The sequence below is a fragment of the Methanosarcina siciliae T4/M genome (assembly GCF_000970085.1).
GTDB classification, from domain to species: domain Archaea; phylum Halobacteriota; class Methanosarcinia; order Methanosarcinales; family Methanosarcinaceae; genus Methanosarcina; species Methanosarcina siciliae.
The window spans coordinates 4,057,006-4,075,483 of record NZ_CP009506.1; the positions used below are offsets into that span (position 1 = coordinate 4,057,006).

The following is an 18,478-nucleotide window of genomic DNA, read 5'->3' on the forward strand; positions in this document are numbered from 1 at the left end:
CGGAGAAACATGCAGAACATCCTTGCAATTGGGTTTGATACGCGAAATATTGTCTGCTCTGCAAGCAGGGCAGGCTACACTGTCTGCTCAATAGATGCTTTTCGGGACCTTGACCTGCAGAAATGTGCATACGCATCAGCGTTCCTTGAGTGCAGGACCTCAAGCGAACTCCGTCAGCTGGATCCACGCTGGATAATAGCTAAAATGAACGCCTTCGAGCTTGACTTTGATGCCATTGTTCCGGGCTCGGGAATGGAGATGCTGGACCCGGGCAGTTTTCCCTGCCCCGTACTCGCCAGCAGTCCCGATGCGGTAAAGGAAGCCTCAAACAAACTGCACCTTGAAAAAAAGCTCGAAGCTCTCGGAATGCCTATACCTCAATGTTATTCCCCGGAAGAACTGAATGCCATCGAATATCCCGTGATTCTCAAACCTTCCTCGGGAGGAGGAGGGATCTTTAACAGAGTTGCAAGGAACAGGAAGGAATTGCTGGCAGCTTTCGAAGAACTGGAAAAGCTGGACCCGGGGCTTGCAACAGAGGAGCTTGTAATACAGGAGTTTCTGGAAGGAATTCCTTCAAGCGTTTCTTTGCTTTCCACAAAGAGTCAGGCTCTGGCAGTTGCTGTGAATGAACAATTGATAGGGATACCCTGGCTCTCGAGGCTGCCTTTTGCCTACTGTGGAAACGTAACTCCTTTCAGGACCGAATACGCAGAGGAAATGGAAGCCCTTGCTGAAGAACTGGTGCTCGAATTCGGGCTCCTGGGCTCAAACGGAGTGGATTTCCTGATCACGGAAAAGGGACCTGTAGTGCTGGAAATAAACCCGAGGTTTCAGGGCAGCCTAGATACCGTAGAAATGGCGACGGGAATTAACCTTTTTGAAGCCCACATCGGCTGCTTTAGAGGCGAACTTCCGGAAAAACCTGAAGCAAAATTTTTTGCTGCAAGAGGAGTTCTTTACTCGGATCGAGAGCTTTTTATAGACAGAAAACTCATGGACGTCATTCTCAGGGAAAAAAGCGCTGATATTCCTTCTATGGGAACTGTTACTGAGCCCGACTGGCCCCTTACTTCCCTGTTTGCATGTGCCTCCACAAGAGACGAGTCAGTCAGGTCTCTTGAAAGAGGGGCAGAGAGAATAAAGACTTTTATTGTAAATCGAACAAAAGAGGAGAGAAAGCCCCTGAACCCTGCCCGACAAGCATGAGGTTCAGTTGCGAGAGTACAGCTTTTTCCAGACATGAGAGATCTCTTTGAGAAAAAGCAGAATGTAAACTTTAATACTGGTATGTCCAATTCATATAAGGGATTTGCGAGGTGAACACTTTGGTAGATTTGAATGACAAGGTAATTAGAGGATATCTCATGAGCCTCGTAGGGGAAGAAGGGCTTAAAATGATAGAAGAGATGCCCGAAGGCGAAGTCACGGATGAAGAAATTGCGGCAAAGACCGGAGTTCTGCTGAATACCGTGCGAAGAACCCTCTTCATACTTTACGAAAACAAATTTGCAATCGTTGTAAGGGAAAGAGATTCAAACAGCGGATGGCTGACTTATCTCTGGCATCTGGACTTTTCCGACATAGAGCACCAGCTCATGAGGGAAAAGAAAAAGCTGCTCAGGAACCTGAAAACCCGTCTTGAATTTGAGGAAAATAACGTTTTTTATGTCTGTCCGCAGGGCTGTGTTCGCCTTCTTTTTGACGAAGCAACCGAAACGGAATTTCTCTGTCCCATGTGCGGTGAAGACCTGGTCTATTACGATAATTCCCAGTTTATAGGCGCCCTGAAGAAGCGTGTGGAAGCCCTGAGTTCCGCGTAAGGGATCAATCTTGATTACCCGGACCCAGGCAATAAGATTGCTTGAAGAAGCGGGCTGTGCCCCTAATGTGATTAAACACTGTAAGGAAGTTGCCTCCCTGGCAGTTGAGATATCAGTAAAGGCGAAAGCAGCCGGAAATGATGTTAATCTGGAGCTTGTAGAGGCAGGGGCTCTGTTACATGATGTGGGAAGATGCCGGACTCATGGGATTTCCCATGCAGTTGAAGGGTTCAGGCTGGCTCAAAGCAAAGGAGTCGAACCGGAAGTTGTCGAGATAATAAAGCGGCATATAGGAGCCGGAGTTTCAAAAGAAGAGGCAAAGGAACTGGGACTTCCCGAAGATGACTATTTCCCCCGGAGCCTGGAGGAAAAAATCGTTGCACATGCCGATAATCTTATAAAAGGGACGAAGAGGATAACGATAAATGAAAGATTGGAACTCATGAGTAAAAAAAATATACCTGAATATACAGTTCAGAGAGTAAAAAAACTCGCTGAAGAAGTAGAAAGAATTTCCCGCTAAACTCCCCGGATAGAAGAGAGACAAACATCCGGGATATAGAAAATAAGAAAAATAATTTTGTCAACAAGAAAAATAATTTTATCAAAAAATGCTCCGGTTTTAAATGCATACGCGTTTAGAAAAATGAGGAGGAAAACTTATATATAGCGATATTAATAATGAGATAATGGATTGCTAAATCCTGCGATTAAAGCTAAAAATGCTCACCTCAACTAAAATATTTTTTTAGCTACATTTTCTCATTTTTAACTTATTATGAGGGTATGTTTATGGATAATGACAAATATCTAAAGGGCACAACTACCGTAGGAGTAGTTTGTACCGACGGAATTGTGCTCGCAAGTGAACAGCGAGCCACAATGGGGCATTTCATCGCAAGCAAAACTGCAAAGAAAGTTTACCAGATAGATGACCTGGTAGGGATGACCATTGCCGGTTCGGTAGGGGACGCCCAGCAGCTTGTGCGATTGGTAAATGTAGAGTCACAGCTCTACAAAATGCGCAGGAACGAATCCATGACAATCAAAGGGATTGCCACTTTGATGTCTAACTTCTTGAATGCTAACCGCTACTATCCTATGATGGTCCAGCTCCTTATCGGAGGGGTTGACAAGAACGGACCTGCAGTATACTCCCTTGACGCAATGGGAGGAAGTATCGAAGAGACTAGGATCTCGGCAACGGGTTCGGGATCTCCCATGGCTTACGGCGTACTGGAGGACCAGTACAGAGAGGATATGGCTGTAAAAGAAGGTCTCGATCTTGCAATCAGAGCGATCCACACTGCAACGAAAAGAGATGCAGCTTCCGGAGAAAATATCGATGTAGTCGTAATTACAAAGGAGGCGTTCAAAAGGCTGGACCCCGAAGAAGTAAAATCCAGAAGGGCTTTATTTAACTAAAAATGTTCTAACTGTTGGTTTTTTATTCCAATATATAAACTAACACCTTTTTCAAATATTATTTTTTCGACATCCAGATACTTTTTGATTTTTTGACAAAAAGGAAGATTCTTAATGCCTATTGAAGACGTGCTATTAGATCTCAAACAGAAAATTGAGAAAAATCTACCTGCAGGCGTTACAATTACCGACGTCGAATTCGAAGGTCCTCAGCTTGTCCTGTACACTGAAGAGCCCCGTAAATTCGCAGACGACGGGAACATAATCCGCAACCTGGCAAAAGAACTCAGGACGCGGATTGCCATGCGGCCTGACCCGAGGGTGCTTGCAACTCCCGAGGACTCTATTTCTATAATTGAAGAAGTTGTTCCAAAAGAATCCGTAATCTCGAGCTACTATTTTGACCCTGATTCCGGAGAAGTGATCATCGAAGCCGAAAAGCCCGGGCTTGTAATAGGAAAACATGGTGCAACCCTTAGAGAAATTACAAAGCAGATCGGCTGGATTCCCAAAGTTGTCCGGACACCTCCTATTAAGTCCCGTACAGTAAAAAATATCAGGGAGTTTATGAGGAACAACCTCAAAGAAAGGAAAGAAATCCTGAAAACCGTGGGGAGAAAAATTCACAGGGAGTGTACCTCAAAAGACCAGTGGGTAAGAGTTACAGCCCTCGGCGGATGCAAAGAAGTGGGTAGAAGCTGTTTTTTGCTTTCTACTCCCGAGTCCAGAATCCTGATTGACTGCGGAGTCAATGTAGGTTCGGACGAAAATATGACACCTTTCCTCTATGTTCCTGAAGTATTTCCATTAAACCAGATAGATGCCGTAATCGTTACCCATGCTCACCTTGACCATCAGGGCCTTGTTCCCCTGCTTTTCAAGTATGGGTACGAAGGACCTGTCTACTGTACGCCTCCCACAAGAGACCTCATGGTGCTGCTTCAGCTTGACTACATTGATGTGGCAGCTAAAGAGGGGAAGAAGATTCCCTACGAATCAGGGATGGTAGCTAAGACCCTCAAACACACCATACCTCTGGACTATGAGGAAGTAACAGACATCGCCCCTGACATTAAACTGACTTTCCACAATGCAGGCCATATCCTGGGCTCGGCAATTTCCCACTTCCATATAGGAGATGGACTCCATAATGTAGTCTTTACGGGAGACTACAAGTATGAAAAAACCAGGCTTTTCGACCCTGCGGTCAACAAATTCCCCAGAGTTGAAACTGTTATCAGTGAAGCTACCTATGGGAACTCCAACGCCTTCCAGCCTGCACTCAAAGACGCTGAAAGGCACCTGCAGATGGTGGTTAAGAATACCGTTGAGCGCGGAGGAATTGCCCTTATCCCTGCTTTTGCCGTAGGGAGAAGTCAGGAAGTCATGATCGTACTCGAAGAGTCCATAAGGAAAGGGATTATCCCCGAAATCCCGGTTTACCTTGACGGAATGATCTGGGAGGCCACCGCGATCCATGCAACCCATCCCGAGTACCTTAACAACGACCTGAGAAAACTGATCTTCCAGAAAGGTCAAAACCCCTTCCTGTCCGAATGCTTCAGGCCTGTTGACTCCCATGAAGCCCGCCAGAAAATCATTCAGAATCCACATCCCTGTGTAATTCTTTCAACCTCAGGGATGATGAACGGAGGACCTGTTATGGACTATTTCAGGGCCTTTGCCGATGACCCACGCAATACGCTTGTGTTTGTGGGCTATCAGGCTGACGGGACCATTGGGCGCAGGATCCAGAAGGGATGGAAGGAAATCCCCATGACGGGGAAGAACGGAAGCACTGAAATCCTGAAAATGAACATGGAAGTTCAGGTAGTGGACGGCTTCTCAGGCCACTCGGACAGGAGGCAGCTTATGGAGTACATCAAGAGAATGCAGCCACGCCCGGAAAGAGTGTTCACCGAACACGGCGATGAAAAAGCCTGCGTGGACCTTGCAAGTTCCGTGTACAAGAAACTTAAGATAGAGACACGGGCCCTCACAAACCTCGAGACTGTGAGGCTACTGTGACCCCAAAAAGGGGCCACCATTTCTTTTTTTAGACAAGGACTGGAAAGATTACTTCAGATTAAGAAGGTGTTCCATTAACTTTTTATGATCGCCTACTATTAGATCCGCCCTGTCGAGCTTTGAAGGATCCACATATGTAGGGACACCTATGCAGTATATTTCAGCTCTTTTAGCGGCTTCCACGCCCAGAACGGCATTCTCGATCACGACACACTCATTTTTCCCGACTTTAAGAAGTTCAACGGCCTTCAGGAAAGGATCCGGATGAGGTTTGGAATTAAGGACGTCATCTCCGGTGACCACCGTATCAAATATGCCGGGGAAGAGCTGGTCAAGGATTCCATTAACGATCAAGCGGTCCGAGCCCGAGACCACCGAAAGCAGGAAGTGGGCTTTGAGTATTTCAAGGCATTCTTTCATCCCATCGAAAGCCTTCAGTTCGAAAATTCGTTTGAACTCCTGCCTGTAGATTGAGGTAATAGTTTCAAAATCATAAGCGTCGGGATCTTTAAGGGCTTTTCTGATAAGCAGGGGGAGCCCGTTCCTGGGGTTTGAACCCTCGATTTCATAGATATCCTCGTCCCTGATTTTCATACCCATGTCAAAAAAAGCCTTTTTCCAGGCTGCCGCATGGAAAGGCATGGAATCGACGAGAATACCGTCCATATCAAAAATTAATGCTTTTAACACGCTTCTAGCTCCTGAACCAAAAGAAATGAAAACTATTTATAAAGATTTAAGGGGATAAGAACTGAGTTCTGACTCTTCCTGAATACAGTTTGCTAAAGAGTCCAAGTGAAGTAATTTAAAGTAAAAATGGTTTTGCAGTCTTAAAGCTTTCCCGGCATTTCGGGGAGACAACATAAAAATTAGCATACGGTTATTTTCGCTCCACTTCGTTTCGCTCAATCGGACTAAATAATGGATTTATCTAAAACTTACAACCGTACTCGCTATATTGTGTCGTTCTTGTCCCGTTCGACGCAGGAAAGCGGTCTCTTCCGAAAAAGTCAGGACATAAATGCTTTTATTCCTTTTGTGCGTGTTACAAACTGAATAAAAGAAGAAAGAAATTTCTTGGAAAATCAAAGTTGAGCTGGCGCACCTCACTGTAAGCTAGCGGAGGATTCAACTGAAATAATTTTAAAATGAAATCCGGAATTCAGAAGATTTAACTCAAATTTATATAAACACTCATGTGCAGTTATCTTTTATTACTGGAAAAAATAAACAGGCGCCTTAAAATCTTCGAAAGATACCGAAAAAGTTTTTAAGATGAGAATTCTACTTAAAAGTAATAATATAAACAGTTTCATTAAATTGAAAGTACCTCAGTTTGGAGGTCTCAACAAAAAAGTAATGTGGCGATCACATATACAATGATTTGAGGAGAGCAGAATCGCAAAATAACATGCAATAAAGAAAATAAAAATTGCCCTGACATGCATGATCAGGATAGCTTTCCTGAAAAACAAGACTTTCGAGAAAGTTTTAAATTACTGTATATAAACATTGTGTAAGTTCCCGCACTTTTTCCCCTGAGAACTCAGGGAAAAAGGCAGAAAAAAGTAGAATATATGAAATTTATGGGTGACATATTTAAACTTCATATGCGATTTAAAAGCACTGTTTAAATATGTCCGAAATGTTTAAATTTAGAACAGTGCCAACTTATTAAAGATAACGAATGAAAATCTTTTACCAGGTTTTTACAGGTTATCCCCAATTTAACCATATAACCAGAAATTTGCCCCCCGATATCGAGGGTGGGGAGTCAAAAGAAAAAAATAAAGATAACATGATAAACGAAATCCAGCCGAGGGGATAAATTGCAATCTATAGTACAGGAAGCAATGAAATTTAGCGAAAAAGAGAAGGAATATCGAAAAAATTCCTCCTCCGAAGAAGACATAGAAGAATTCGGACAGCCGAGAATTATGATTGTAGGATGCGGGGGTGCAGGAAACAATACCGTAAACCGGCTCTACAACATAGGGATCGAAGGCGCAGAAACAGTGTGCATCAATACAGACAAGCAGCACCTTGATAATGTAAGGGCTGACAAGAAGATCCTCGTAGGAAAAACTCTTACAAGAGGCCTGGGAGCAGGCGGTTATCCGGAAACCGGAAAGAAAGCCGCAGAACTTGCAAGAGGCACTCTTGAGGAAGTTTTGAAGAATGTAGACCTTGTTTTTATTACAGCTGGGCTTGGAGGGGGCACGGGAACAGGAGTTGCCCCCGTAGTCGCCGAAGTTGCAAAAGAACAGGGTGCAATCGTCGTAGGCATGGTCTCAAGCCCCTTCCGGGTCGAAAGGGCTCGTATATTCAAAGCCGAAGAAGGACTCGAAGACCTGCGCAGGGCAGCAGACACGGTAATCGTCCTTGACAACAACAGGCTACTCAACTACGTACCTAACCTTCCCATTGACCAGGCTTTCTCGGTAATGGACCAGTTAATTGCCGAAACCGTGAAAGGCATAACTGAAACCATCACAGTGCCTTCCCTCATCAACCTTGACTATGCCGACATCAGAACCATCATGAGCTGCGGCGGAGTTGCCGTAATGCTTGTCGGAGAATCCAAGAGCCAGGACAAAAGCACGGAAGTTGTACGGACTGCCCTGAATCACCCCTTACTTGATGTTGATTACAAGGGTGCAACCGGCAGCCTTGTCCATGTAACAGGTGGGCCTGACCTGAGTCTGAAGGAAGCTGAGGAAATTGCCTCTATGCTTACATATGAACTTTCCACAGGCGCCAATGTGATATGGGGCGCAAGAATCAGAGAAGATTATGAAGGTAAGGTCAGAGTAATGGCAATCATGACTGGCGTCCAGTCTGCCCAGATCCTGGGTCCTCAGGCTGGAGCTGGAATCTTCGAGTCCAGAGCAGAGGCCGAACCAATTCAGGAAAAGAGATTCGGGAGATTAAACCCTGGCAGAAGAGGAGAAACTGCAGGACCTCTCAGAAAAAAGCACGAAGAATCGATTATTGATTTCATAAATTAAACCAGATACAGAAAAATGCCCGGCCCCTCAGAATACCGGGCTCCCCTCAGGTTATTCTCCGGAATTTTCCGGAGAGAAACCAGAGCTTTACTGGAGGAAACTTACCCGAAATAAGTAGAATGGGTATTTCCTTACCTGATACTCATTTTTTGAAGGGCTTACCGAACAGATACTCTTTTTTATTAGCGATCCCATCTAAAAAACATGAAAATTCTGATTGCAACTGGGCGGCTTGCGGAAAATACCGTGAGGAAAGCAGCTGGAGAAAAAGCAGACGTCCTCGTAGCAGATATCGACATTGCTGCATTCATAACTCCAAAAAAGCTGGTTAAAGCCATTCAGGATGCAGGTTTTTCAAGCAGATATGACCTTATTCTGCTTCCCGGGCTTGTAGCAGGAGACTTTTCAAAGGTTTCAGAAGAGCTTGGCTGTAAAATCCGGCTGGGCCCGAAACATGCCTATGACCTCAGCTTCGTGCTCCATTTTACAGAGGAAGTTGAATTTTCCGAAAAAGTTCCTGCCTGTGAGCTCCTTGCAGATGTGCGAAAAGAGATGGCGTTTGAGCTTGTAAGGAAAGCTGAAGAGCAAGCTCATCCCTCCCTTACCCTTGGAGAGGTAAAGCTTGGAGGAAATTCCCGTATGAAGGTCATGGGAGAAATCGTAGGGGCTGCGGAAATGAACCCTGCAGACCTGGCGATAAGAATCGAAGCTTTTATCGCCCGTGGAGCAGATATTATCGACCTCGGAGCTACACTTAACACCCTCCCGGGACAGATCAGGAGAGCGGTATCCCTTGCAAAAACCCTCACGTGCACCCCGATAAGTGTCGATACTCTTGACCCTGAACTGATAAAGGAAGGAATAGAGGCAGGAGCAAAACTTGTCCTGAGCCTTAACGGCACGAATATGGAAACTGCAGGACCGATAGTTGCAAAAGCGGGCGTTGCAGCAGTGGTAATTCCCGATGAAGGAAACAACCTGGAAAACCTGATAAAAAATATCGAAGCTGCCCGCAGGCTCGGGATTGAAAAAATAATAGCTGACCCTGTCCTTGACCCCGTAGGCCACAATATAACCGAATCTATTGTACGCTACCATGAGTTTCACAAAACGTACCCGGAGCTGCCGTTATTCTTCGGAGCCGGCAATGTAACGGAACTCATGGACGTGGATACCATTGGAGTAAATGCCACACTCTGCGGAATAGGAGCAGAAGCAGGAGCAAGTATCCTTTTTACTCCTGAATACAGTGATAAAGCCCAGGGATCCATAAGAGAGCTAAAAAAAGCCTCCGAGATGATGCAGCTTTGCAAAATCAGGGAAAGCTCCCCGAAGGACCTTGGCATTGATCTTCTCTGTATAAAGGAAAAAAGAAGACGTCCTGACAGCCCCCTCCCTGAAAAAATAATCATGGCCAGAGCCTCGAAGAACTGGCGTGTAGACCCTGCAGGCCCCATCCGAATCCGGATTGTACCGGACAGAATAAGCGGGGACGGTGGACTGATTGTAGCCGAACACGAGAAAACAGCTGTTGCAGGAGAGAGTGCCAGAGAAGTTATGGACACGCTGCTTGAACTTGAACTGGTATCACGCCTGGACCATGCGGCATACCTTGGAAGAGAACTGGAAAAAGCCGAACTTTCCCTGCGCTTTAACCGGAGTTATGCCCAGGATGACGTATTCTGAGCACACTGGAAGGCAGACAAAATAGCGATGTGAGAAAATGAAACTCGAAACTGAAGACAAGCAGTCAATCTTTGAAATAGTGGCAGCCCGCTATTTCGCAACACAGAACTGGAAATGGGTGAACCTGAGAAAAGACCTCAATAAAATCATCAAATCCTATGATGAATTGAACGAACAGTATGCTTCATACTCTTATGTGAGCCGGGACTGGTATGTGGAAAACATGGGGTCCAAGAACATCCATATGTGCAATACCTGGGATGAACTTAAGAACCTGGTTACATTCCTCAACACCCATGGGAAGACCTTTAACTTCCTTGTAAATACCGGGAACAGGAAGTCGTTCTGTATCGTAGACGATTCAAGAGAACTGGACGAGACCCAGGCACAGGCAATCAAAGAAGTACAGAAGCTGGGGTATAACACCTTTGTCTTCCTCGCCACAATTCCTGATGAGATAGAATTCCAACTGCTTCAGGTAAGGGGAGTGAACTGAACTCTCCCCCACCAAAAAACAGACTTCGAAAAACAGATTTATCTTCCTTCCGTAAGGTCTTTTTTACCCTGTTTAATTCCATTGGAAACCTGAGTAAAACAAGATAAAACAGAAAGATTTTTATTTGATAATTCTCAAATAGGAAACTGTATTCCTTTTTGGCTATTTGACACATAAATAACCATCGTGTGTGAACAGCCGATAGTGTGTGAAATAAATCTGTGTGTGAATAACTTATCATAGAGTAAATAAGAAAGAGGCTTGCCTATGGGACAGGAAGGGACGAAGAGCTGAAGCTATGCTTTTTTTGTTCCTGACATTTTTCCCTGGTATGTAAAGGCGCTTAAGCTGTGGACGATTAATTCACGAGCCATCAAACCGGAAAAATTTGGAAATACTTGAAGAAAGGGCACGTTCTTCAGGTACTCAAGCAAAAGTCAATCCAAGCGAAGAAATAGCTATCCACAAAGAAACAGCAATCTTCCACAGATTTAAGCAAAAGAACACTGGAAAAGAAGACCAGGAAATAGAATACGTACTAAAAATAAAAAAATAAAAAAAGGGAAGAATTAAGGAAATCACATAAACAAGGGTGCAAACACAACAGCCACTATGCTCATGAGCTTAATGAGGATGTTGATTGCAGGACCTGCAGTGTCTTTGAACGGGTCACCTACAGTATCGCCGGTAACACCTGCTTTGTGAGCATCTGAACCCTTTCCGCCGAAGTTTCCGAGTTCAATGTATTTCTTTGCATTGTCCCACGCTCCTCCTGCATTGGACATTGTGATTGCAATCATGAAACCTGAAGCAACGGAACCTGCAAGAAGCCCTCCAAGAGCTCCGGGACCAAGTACAAGCCCGACTAAAAGAGGAGCAATAACTGCAAGAAGTCCTGGTGGAATCATCTCTTTAAGAGCAGAGTGTGTTGAGATTGCAATACATTTGCCGTAATCAGGATCAGCTTTGCCTTCCATCAAACCCGCAATCTCCCTAAACTGCCTCCTTACTTCAACCACCACTTCACCTGCCGCATTTCCGACAGCCAGAATGGTCATTGAAGAGAAGAGATACGGAAGCATTGCGCCTATTATAAGCCCGATGAAGACGTTCGGATTCATAACATCGATGGCACTGAGCCCCACTGCAATACCGTAGGAAGCAAAGAGGGCAAGTGCGGTAAGAGCTGCGGACCCGATTGCAAAACCTTTGCCGATAGCTGCCGTAGTGTTTCCTACCGCATCAAGCGTATCGGTAATCTGACGCACCTCTTCCTTCTGGTGAGACATCTCCGCGATGCCACCAGCATTGTCAGCTACAGGGCCGTATGCATCGACCGAAAGGGAGATCCCGAGCGTAGCAAGCATTCCGACGGCTGCAATAGCTATACCGTAGAGGCCGGCGAGCTGGAACGCAATATAAATTGCAATGCTGATGAGAACAACAGGCCAGAGAGTTGACTCCATCCCTTTTGCAAAACCTGTAATGATATTGGTAGCGGAACCTGTCTGGCAGGAATTTGCAACACTGAGGGTAGGCTTTCTGTCATATGACGTGTAGTGCTCTGTGATTTGCCCAATAAGAAAACCTGCAACAAGCCCTGCAACCGTTGCGAAGAAGACATTCAGTCCGTATTCTCCAAGGAGCAGGGATGTAACGAAATACGAAGCAATTACCGTAAGAATGATTGCAGCAATCAACCCCATATTAAATGCCATATGGAGTGCTGAAGATTCAGTCTTGTTTGTACGGACAAAAAAAGTACCGACAATAGATGCGAGAATTCCAATAGCCGAAATCGTCAGCGGAACCAGAATAACATTCTCAACCGGGATGTTGGGGAAAGTAGTTGCTGCTGTTGATGCTGCAAGAAGCATCGTTGCAAGGATAGAACCGACATATGATTCATAGAGGTCAGCCCCCATTCCGGCAATATCCCCTACGTTGTCTCCGACATTGTCAGCAATTACAGCAGGATTTCTCGGGTCATCTTCAGGGATCCCGGCTTCGACCTTGCCTACAAGGTCTGCACCCACGTCAGCAGCTTTGGCGAAGATTCCCCCACCTACACGGGCAAAGAGAGCGATAGACGAAGCTCCGAGTGAAAAGCCCGCAACAATGTTTACGATAGTAAGCAGATCCAGGTTGGAATAAACACTATCAAGAAAGATAAATGAAAGAGATAGCCCAAAGAGACCAAGACCTACGACACTCATTCCCATAACGGTACCTGATGCAAATGAAACCCTAAAAGCGGGACCAATGCCTCTGGTGGCAGCATTTGTGGTCCGCCCATTTGCAAGAGTCGCCGTAAGCATCCCTGCATAGCCAGCTGTTGCGGAAAGCACCGCGCCAAAAACGAAACATGCTGCTGTGAGAATTCCGTTTGGCAGAACTAACGCAATTACAATTGCAAGGAAAACGACAAATACGGCGATTGCACGGTACTGCCTGTTAAGATAGACCATAGCTCCACCGTGAATCGACGCAGTAATTTTCTTGATAAGATCATTACCTGCGCCTTCATTTTGGACGTTTTTGTAGGATATACCTGCAAAAATCAGACCAATAAGGGCACATATTGGTGCAAGGTAGATTAACATATCCATAATTTCAACCATCCTACCGGAAAGCAAATTAAAAGTACTCCTCCAAAGTACTTTTGGAGATAATAAATGGGTCTTTGTATATAAATTGATACTCGATCTTCCATTGAAGATTCGGGGGAACTGAGGATTTCAGCCCCCACACAACAAAACTTTCGTTGCAAACTGACACAATCTTATATAAAACCACTCGACATTAATATGACTCTTGTTTTATAGATTGCGATTTTTCCTTCTTTTTGATATCGGTTTGTTTTTTTAAACAGCTCCTTTTGATTTTGACGATTTTTGCGGGTTAAACACTTATTACTCAGGCATTACTCAGAAGGTTCGTCTTGATAAGACATCGCTTACTGATCCCGACAAATTCTTAGGGGCAAAGCTTCCCCGTTCATATTTGGTTCCTGGCCCCTGCTCTCAGGGCAAAAACCAAGTTCTCTCTCACCGAGGTGAGGGAATACGGTAACTTATTACCTTGCTAGTGAAATAAATAAATATCTAAAAGAGATGGGTTAAAGGAAAAAATAGCCCCCTCTTTCGTATTTTAACCTCATCCCCATTTATTAATAGAAAGCTGACTACAACCGCAGGTGTCGAAAAACGCATCGAAAAAAGAAACAAAGAAAAAACCACCGACACACCCAGAATAGAATTTCCAATAAACCATTCCCCCAACATCTTTTTGTCCTCACTGACAGTCCCAAATCTGCATATATGAGTTCCATTATTCATCAATTCCAGAAAAAAAATCTTCGTATTTTGTCGAGTTGAGTGAACTCTGAGAGGGCAAAATGGCGCAAAAGTTTATATAAAAAATAACTATTTACGCTTTCGTCTAAAATGAGGCTTTAACAATTAAAAAAATACTTTAGAATAATACTAAATTGATACGTAAAAATCATGATAAAATTACAAGAAATACATGGATGAAAACAATTCTAGAGACAATGAAAGGGACGTTGAAGCTAGAGGATAGGAATTCTTGAAGGGATTATAAAAAATATTAATGTGAACGGGTATCAAAACCAAAGGATAGGAAATTTATGGAAGGTTTAATATTTATTGCTCCTTTAGCAGGCGTTATAAGTCTTGTCTTCGCTGCTTTTTTCGCAAAAAGCATCCTGAAGGAAGATGCCGGCAATAAGAGGATGAAGGAAATAGCCGGAGCAATTCAGGAAGGAGCTATGGCTTACCTAAATCGCCAGTACAAAACGATTGCAGTGGTTTCGATCATTCTCTCATTCCTGATTCTCTTTTTGCTTGATGATGGGCTAAAAATAGCTATCGGTTTCCTGGCAGGTGCCATAAGTTCGGCTGCTGCCGGCTATATAGGTATGAGCGTCTCGGTCAGGGCAAACGTCAGGACTGCTCATGCTGCATCAAGTGGGCTTGAGAAAGCCATGTCAGTTGCATTCCGCGGGGGGGCTGTGACAGGACTTGCAGTAGTGGGGCTTGCACTGCTCGGTACAAGTAGTTTTTACATCCTCTATGGGGACGTGAACCTGGTTGTAGGATTTGGTTTCGGAGCCAGTCTTATCAGCCTCTTTGCCCGTGTAGGCGGGGGAATCTTTACAAAAGCTGCTGACGTCGGGGCCGACCTTGTAGGCAAGGTCGAAGCGGGGATCCCTGAAGATGACCCCAGGAACGCAGGAGTTATTGCCGACAACGTGGGGGACAATGTGGGGGACTGTGCAGGAATGGGGGCAGACCTCTTTGAGACCTATGTGGTCACTTCTCTGGCTGCCATGCTGCTTGGTTCCCTTATTACCGGCACTTACGAAAACGCCATACTCTACCCACTGATACTTGGTTCTGTCGCAATCTTTGCATCCATTATATCTGTCTTCTTTGTGAAGATAGGAAAAGAAGGTAAGATCATGCAGGCCCTCTACAAGGGTGTAGGCGGCTCTGCAATTATCAGCCTGATCGCTTTCTATTTTGTAACCAACTATCTTATGGGAGATATCAGGCTTTTCTATGCCACTCTCGTAGGCATCGTAATCACGGTGCTTATGGTGATTATTACGGAATACTACACTTCTACAGACTACAGGCCGGTAAAAACAATCGCAGCTTCCTCTGAAACCGGAGCTGCAACCAACATCATTTCAGGGTTATCAATAGGCTTTGAAAGCACACTCGTGCCTACTGTAGTAATCGTAATAGGAATCCTTCTTTCCTACTTCGTTGTAGGAGGTGCAGCAGATTCAGGAATAGGGCTTTACGGAATTGCCATTGCAGCCGTTGCAATGCTTTCAACCACAGGCATGATAGTTGCTCTGGACTCTTACGGCCCTATTACGGATAATGCCGGTGGAATTGCCCAGATGGCAAACCTCCCGGCTCAGGTCAGAAAGGTCACGGATGCCCTCGATGCCGTTGGAAACACCACAAAGGCTGTTACCAAAGGATACGCAATAGGCTCGGCAGCTCTGGGCGCACTTGCCCTCTTTGCGGACTACCGCAGCAAGGTAAATCTTGGGGGACAGTCCCTGAATCTCGATGACCCTGTGGTACTCGCAGGGCTTCTTCTCGGAGCCCTCCTGCCTTTCGTATTCAGCGCGGTTACGATGAGCGCGGTCGGAAAAGCCGCTTTTGAGGTCGTAAATGAGGTCCGCAGGCAGTTCAGGGAGATCCCCGGAATTATGGAAGGAACTGCAAAGCCGGAATATGGACGCTGCGTTGACATCGTGACAAAAGCAGCCCTCCATGAGATGGCAATGCCCGGCTTCCTTGCCGTACTTGTGCCCCTGCTTGTGGGTTTCATCCTGGGCCCGAAAGCGCTTGCAGGACTTCTCATAGGGCTCATTGTAGTAGGGTTTATGCTCGCCCTCATGATGGATAACGGAGGAGGAGCCTGGGACAACGCAAAAAAACTGATTGAAGATGGGAATCATGGCGGAAGAGGATCAGAAGCCCATAAAGCTGCAGTTGTCGGGGATACCGTAGGTGACCCGTTCAAAGACACTGCCGGACCTGCCCTCAACGCTCTGATTAAAGTCGTGAACATGGTGGCAATTCTCTTCTCCGCCCTGATAATACACAGCGGGCTATTCTAAGAGAAGAGAATAATCTGGAATCCCCAATCGGGGAATCCACCCCCTCCATTTCATGTCTCATTTTTATCTAATTTCATTTAATTTTCATCGAATTTTTTGTTCATTTTTGATTTTTACCGGCTTATCTGCTCTTTCGAGACATTTACCCTTATCAACAACTTATCAGTTATTTTTTATTAAATACACTCGTGAACAGAAATTTATTTTTCAATCATTTGTCCCGGCAAAAACTGCCGGATTTGTCGATAGTAAGCTTGTGTTTTTATAGCTGAAAAGAAGTTCTTCAAAGAATTTCAGATCAGATGAGAAAAAAATATTTATGAGTAAATGGTTGAAGATTAATTTTTTTAGGAGAAAAAAACATTATAGAGGAGATTAAAGCTCTAAAAAGCAATAAACAGAAAAAGAAAAATAGAAAAGATAATATAATAGGCAATCCTATAATCTCCAAAGTGATAAGGATTATGGAATTAAAATTTAAAAATAGTTAAGAAATAAATAGCCATATAAAGACAAAATAAGTTAAGAATGTTGGCTCTCCGAATGAAAATAACCTACCATTGTATTAATAACTACATCTATAACTGTAGCAAACGAACTGCAAAATAAGAAATGACCGCGAAATAATTGAAGAATAACAAAGCCGGTAGACCTTGCCGGAAGAACCGCAAAACAGACGAAAAGCAACTTAGTCTGAAAAAAACGGAAAGAATAAGCTGTAGGATTAGAATAAGGTTAGAAGTAGTGTGAGCGGGTTGGGGAGTGGGGGGTCATATGGGGAGTGGGGGGTATGGTATGTGAAAAAAGTTTCCCGCTCACATTACACATATCACCTATTCAAATTAATTATATAAATAGCTATGCATTTCATTCGAGTTAATATAATATAAAAAATATCATGCAGAATATCATACAAGAACATTTATCAGAATTTCCGTATTTCACACATATTTTTTTTAGATATTACAGCCTTAATAATTGTTCAATAATTATTTGGATGTTACATAATTATTTAGATGTTACAGTCTAATATGTTCTCAGAAGAAACCCCAAATATAAAAATAGACCCCAATATAGAAATAGAAATTCGGAAGAGAAATTGCACCCCCAAAAGTAGCCACGATAAGAAACTTATACGAGTTTACGGGTTTTAGATCCTATGAACCCTGACAGGCGCTTGATTTATGTTGCAGTTTTTGCAATTATGGGGCTTTCCAATGCTGTAATTCCCATACTCCCGGAACTTGCAGCCCGTTATCACAGTACGTTTGGAGAATTTGCCTCAAGCCTTCTCTTTTCAGGGTACTTTCTGGGAGCCCTTGCAACAATGCTCCCCTTCGGGATTATGGCTGACAGGTTCGAGAATCTCAGGTTCATAGGGTTTGGGATTATTCTTACAGCTGCCTCAGGACTAATCATCCTTTTCTCCGAAAACCTGTGGATCCTTCTCATTTCCAGATTTATGGAAGGCGCTGCATGCGGCGCTTTTTTTCCTGCTGCCTTTTCTACACTCTCAAAATGCAAAGACCCGGGGCGCTGCATGGGAGAATTTACCTTTTTTTTCAATGCCGGACTGGCTTCAGGGGCTTTAGTTTCAGGCCTGCTGGCAGATACCTACCTGAAAGGAGCCATCCTTATATTCACTTTCATAGCTTCACTTTCGATTATCCCACTTCTTCCCAGACACAAAGAACTCATTAACCCGAAAGCAAAAGGAGAGAAAACAGATTTACTGTCAGGTTCCCTCCAGGATCATTTCAAACATTCTTTCAGCGAAATTTCAGGACTCCTTAACCGTCAGAATTCGGCAATATGGCTGAGTTCTTTTTTGCTCAACGGAGCGATAGGAGTTCTTATAGCCTACTATCCCGAGTACAGCCTTGAATTCCTGACAAAAGCCCAGCTCGGAGGTGCTATTTCAAGCCTCTATATCTGCGCCATGGCCGCTTCTCTTCTGGTCGGGCGTTTTAGAATTAAAGAAAAGGTGATCATCGGGATCGGTCTATCTTTTTCAGCCCTTGGGGCCCTTTTTGCGATCAAATACCCCTTCCTGGGATTTTCAAGCATTGGAGGAGGATCAGGAATTGCAATGGTAGGTTTTGCCCTGGCGGTTGCAAGAATGGATGCATATAGAGGTCTTGCAATGGGACTTTTTAACACAACAGTATACGCAGGCTTGTCTTTTCTTCCGATCGCTGCAGGGTTCCTTACGGGGTTCCTGAGCTTTGAAGAAATATTTGCCATAAACGGCTTTATCCTGGCAGGAGCCCTTCTATTAAAAGACTGAAAATAAATCTAATTAGAAAAATAACTTACCGGAAAAATACCAGAATAAAATAACACTGAA

At 44.4% G+C, this 18,478-nt stretch carries 13 protein-coding genes; 11 read left to right on the forward strand and 2 right to left on the reverse strand.

The features are described from left to right. Positions 1 to 9: 9 nt before the first annotated feature. The 5 genes from MSSIT_RS16980 to MSSIT_RS17000 all read left to right on the forward strand — a co-directional run bounded on the left by MSSIT_RS16980 (position 10) and on the right by MSSIT_RS17000 (position 5,276). Positions 10 to 1,209, forward strand: a complete 1,200-nt coding sequence (locus MSSIT_RS16980) for an ATP-grasp domain-containing protein (RefSeq protein WP_048173702.1) — start codon at positions 10 to 12, stop codon at positions 1,207 to 1,209. Positions 1,210 to 1,328: 119 nt separating this feature from the next. Further along, positions 1,329 to 1,823 (forward strand): transcription factor E, encoded by a 495-nt coding sequence (tfe, locus tag MSSIT_RS16985; protein WP_048175014.1) that lies wholly within the window; start codon positions 1,329 to 1,331, stop codon positions 1,821 to 1,823. A gap of 10 nt (positions 1,824 to 1,833) precedes the next feature. Further along, a complete protein-coding gene (locus MSSIT_RS16990) occupies positions 1,834 to 2,346 on the forward strand; it encodes a TIGR00295 family protein (RefSeq protein WP_048173703.1) in 513 nt (170 codons plus the stop codon). A gap of 269 nt (positions 2,347 to 2,615) precedes the next feature. After that, positions 2,616 to 3,248 (forward strand): archaeal proteasome endopeptidase complex subunit beta, encoded by a 633-nt coding sequence (gene psmB, locus MSSIT_RS16995; protein ID WP_048173704.1) that lies wholly within the window; start codon positions 2,616 to 2,618, stop codon positions 3,246 to 3,248. 114 nt (positions 3,249 to 3,362) lie between these two features. Beyond that, the gene (locus MSSIT_RS17000; RefSeq protein WP_048173705.1) at positions 3,363 to 5,276 is read left to right on the forward strand and encodes a beta-CASP ribonuclease aCPSF1; all 1,914 of its coding nucleotides are present in this window, start codon (positions 3,363 to 3,365) and stop codon (positions 5,274 to 5,276) included. 48 nt (positions 5,277 to 5,324) lie between these two features. Here the strand turns inward: MSSIT_RS17000 and MSSIT_RS17005 are convergent, their stop codons facing one another. After that, positions 5,325 to 5,966, reverse strand: coding sequence for an HAD family hydrolase (locus tag MSSIT_RS17005; protein WP_048173706.1), 642 nt, complete (start codon positions 5,964 to 5,966; stop codon positions 5,325 to 5,327). A gap of 1,139 nt (positions 5,967 to 7,105) precedes the next feature. On the opposite strand from MSSIT_RS17005, the gene ftsZ reads away from it, so the two are divergent. The 4 genes from ftsZ (at position 7,106) to MSSIT_RS23690 (ending at position 11,022) form a co-directional block, all read left to right on the forward strand. After that, positions 7,106 to 8,284, forward strand: coding sequence for a cell division protein FtsZ (ftsZ, locus tag MSSIT_RS17010; protein ID WP_048173707.1), 1,179 nt, complete (start codon positions 7,106 to 7,108; stop codon positions 8,282 to 8,284). A 204-nt stretch (positions 8,285 to 8,488) separates the two neighbouring features. Further along, positions 8,489 to 9,970 carry a dihydropteroate synthase-like protein gene (locus MSSIT_RS17015; RefSeq protein ID WP_048173708.1) on the forward strand — a complete coding sequence of 494 codons (1,482 nt, stop codon included), beginning with the start codon at positions 8,489 to 8,491 and terminating at the stop codon, positions 9,968 to 9,970. A 37-nt stretch (positions 9,971 to 10,007) separates the two neighbouring features. Continuing rightward, positions 10,008 to 10,466, forward strand: a complete 459-nt coding sequence (locus MSSIT_RS17020) for a hypothetical protein (protein ID WP_048173709.1) — start codon at positions 10,008 to 10,010, stop codon at positions 10,464 to 10,466. A gap of 388 nt (positions 10,467 to 10,854) precedes the next feature. Beyond that, positions 10,855 to 11,022 (forward strand): hypothetical protein, encoded by a 168-nt coding sequence (locus MSSIT_RS23690; protein WP_156158899.1) that lies wholly within the window; start codon positions 10,855 to 10,857, stop codon positions 11,020 to 11,022. Between the two features lie 22 nt (positions 11,023 to 11,044). Here MSSIT_RS23690 and MSSIT_RS17025 read toward each other — a convergent pair whose 3' ends face one another. Beyond that, entirely contained in the window at positions 11,045 to 13,075 is a 2,031-nt protein-coding gene (locus tag MSSIT_RS17025; protein ID WP_048175016.1) for a sodium-translocating pyrophosphatase, read from the reverse strand. Positions 13,076 to 14,115: 1,040 nt separating this feature from the next. Here MSSIT_RS17025 and MSSIT_RS17035 point away from each other — a divergent pair. Further along, positions 14,116 to 16,131 (forward strand): sodium-translocating pyrophosphatase, encoded by a 2,016-nt coding sequence (locus MSSIT_RS17035; protein WP_048173711.1) that lies wholly within the window; start codon positions 14,116 to 14,118, stop codon positions 16,129 to 16,131. 1,159 nt (positions 16,132 to 17,290) lie between these two features. Next, positions 17,291 to 18,418, forward strand: a complete 1,128-nt coding sequence (locus MSSIT_RS17040; RefSeq protein ID WP_048173712.1) for an MFS transporter — start codon at positions 17,291 to 17,293, stop codon at positions 18,416 to 18,418. Positions 18,419 to 18,478: the final 60 nt, after the last annotated feature.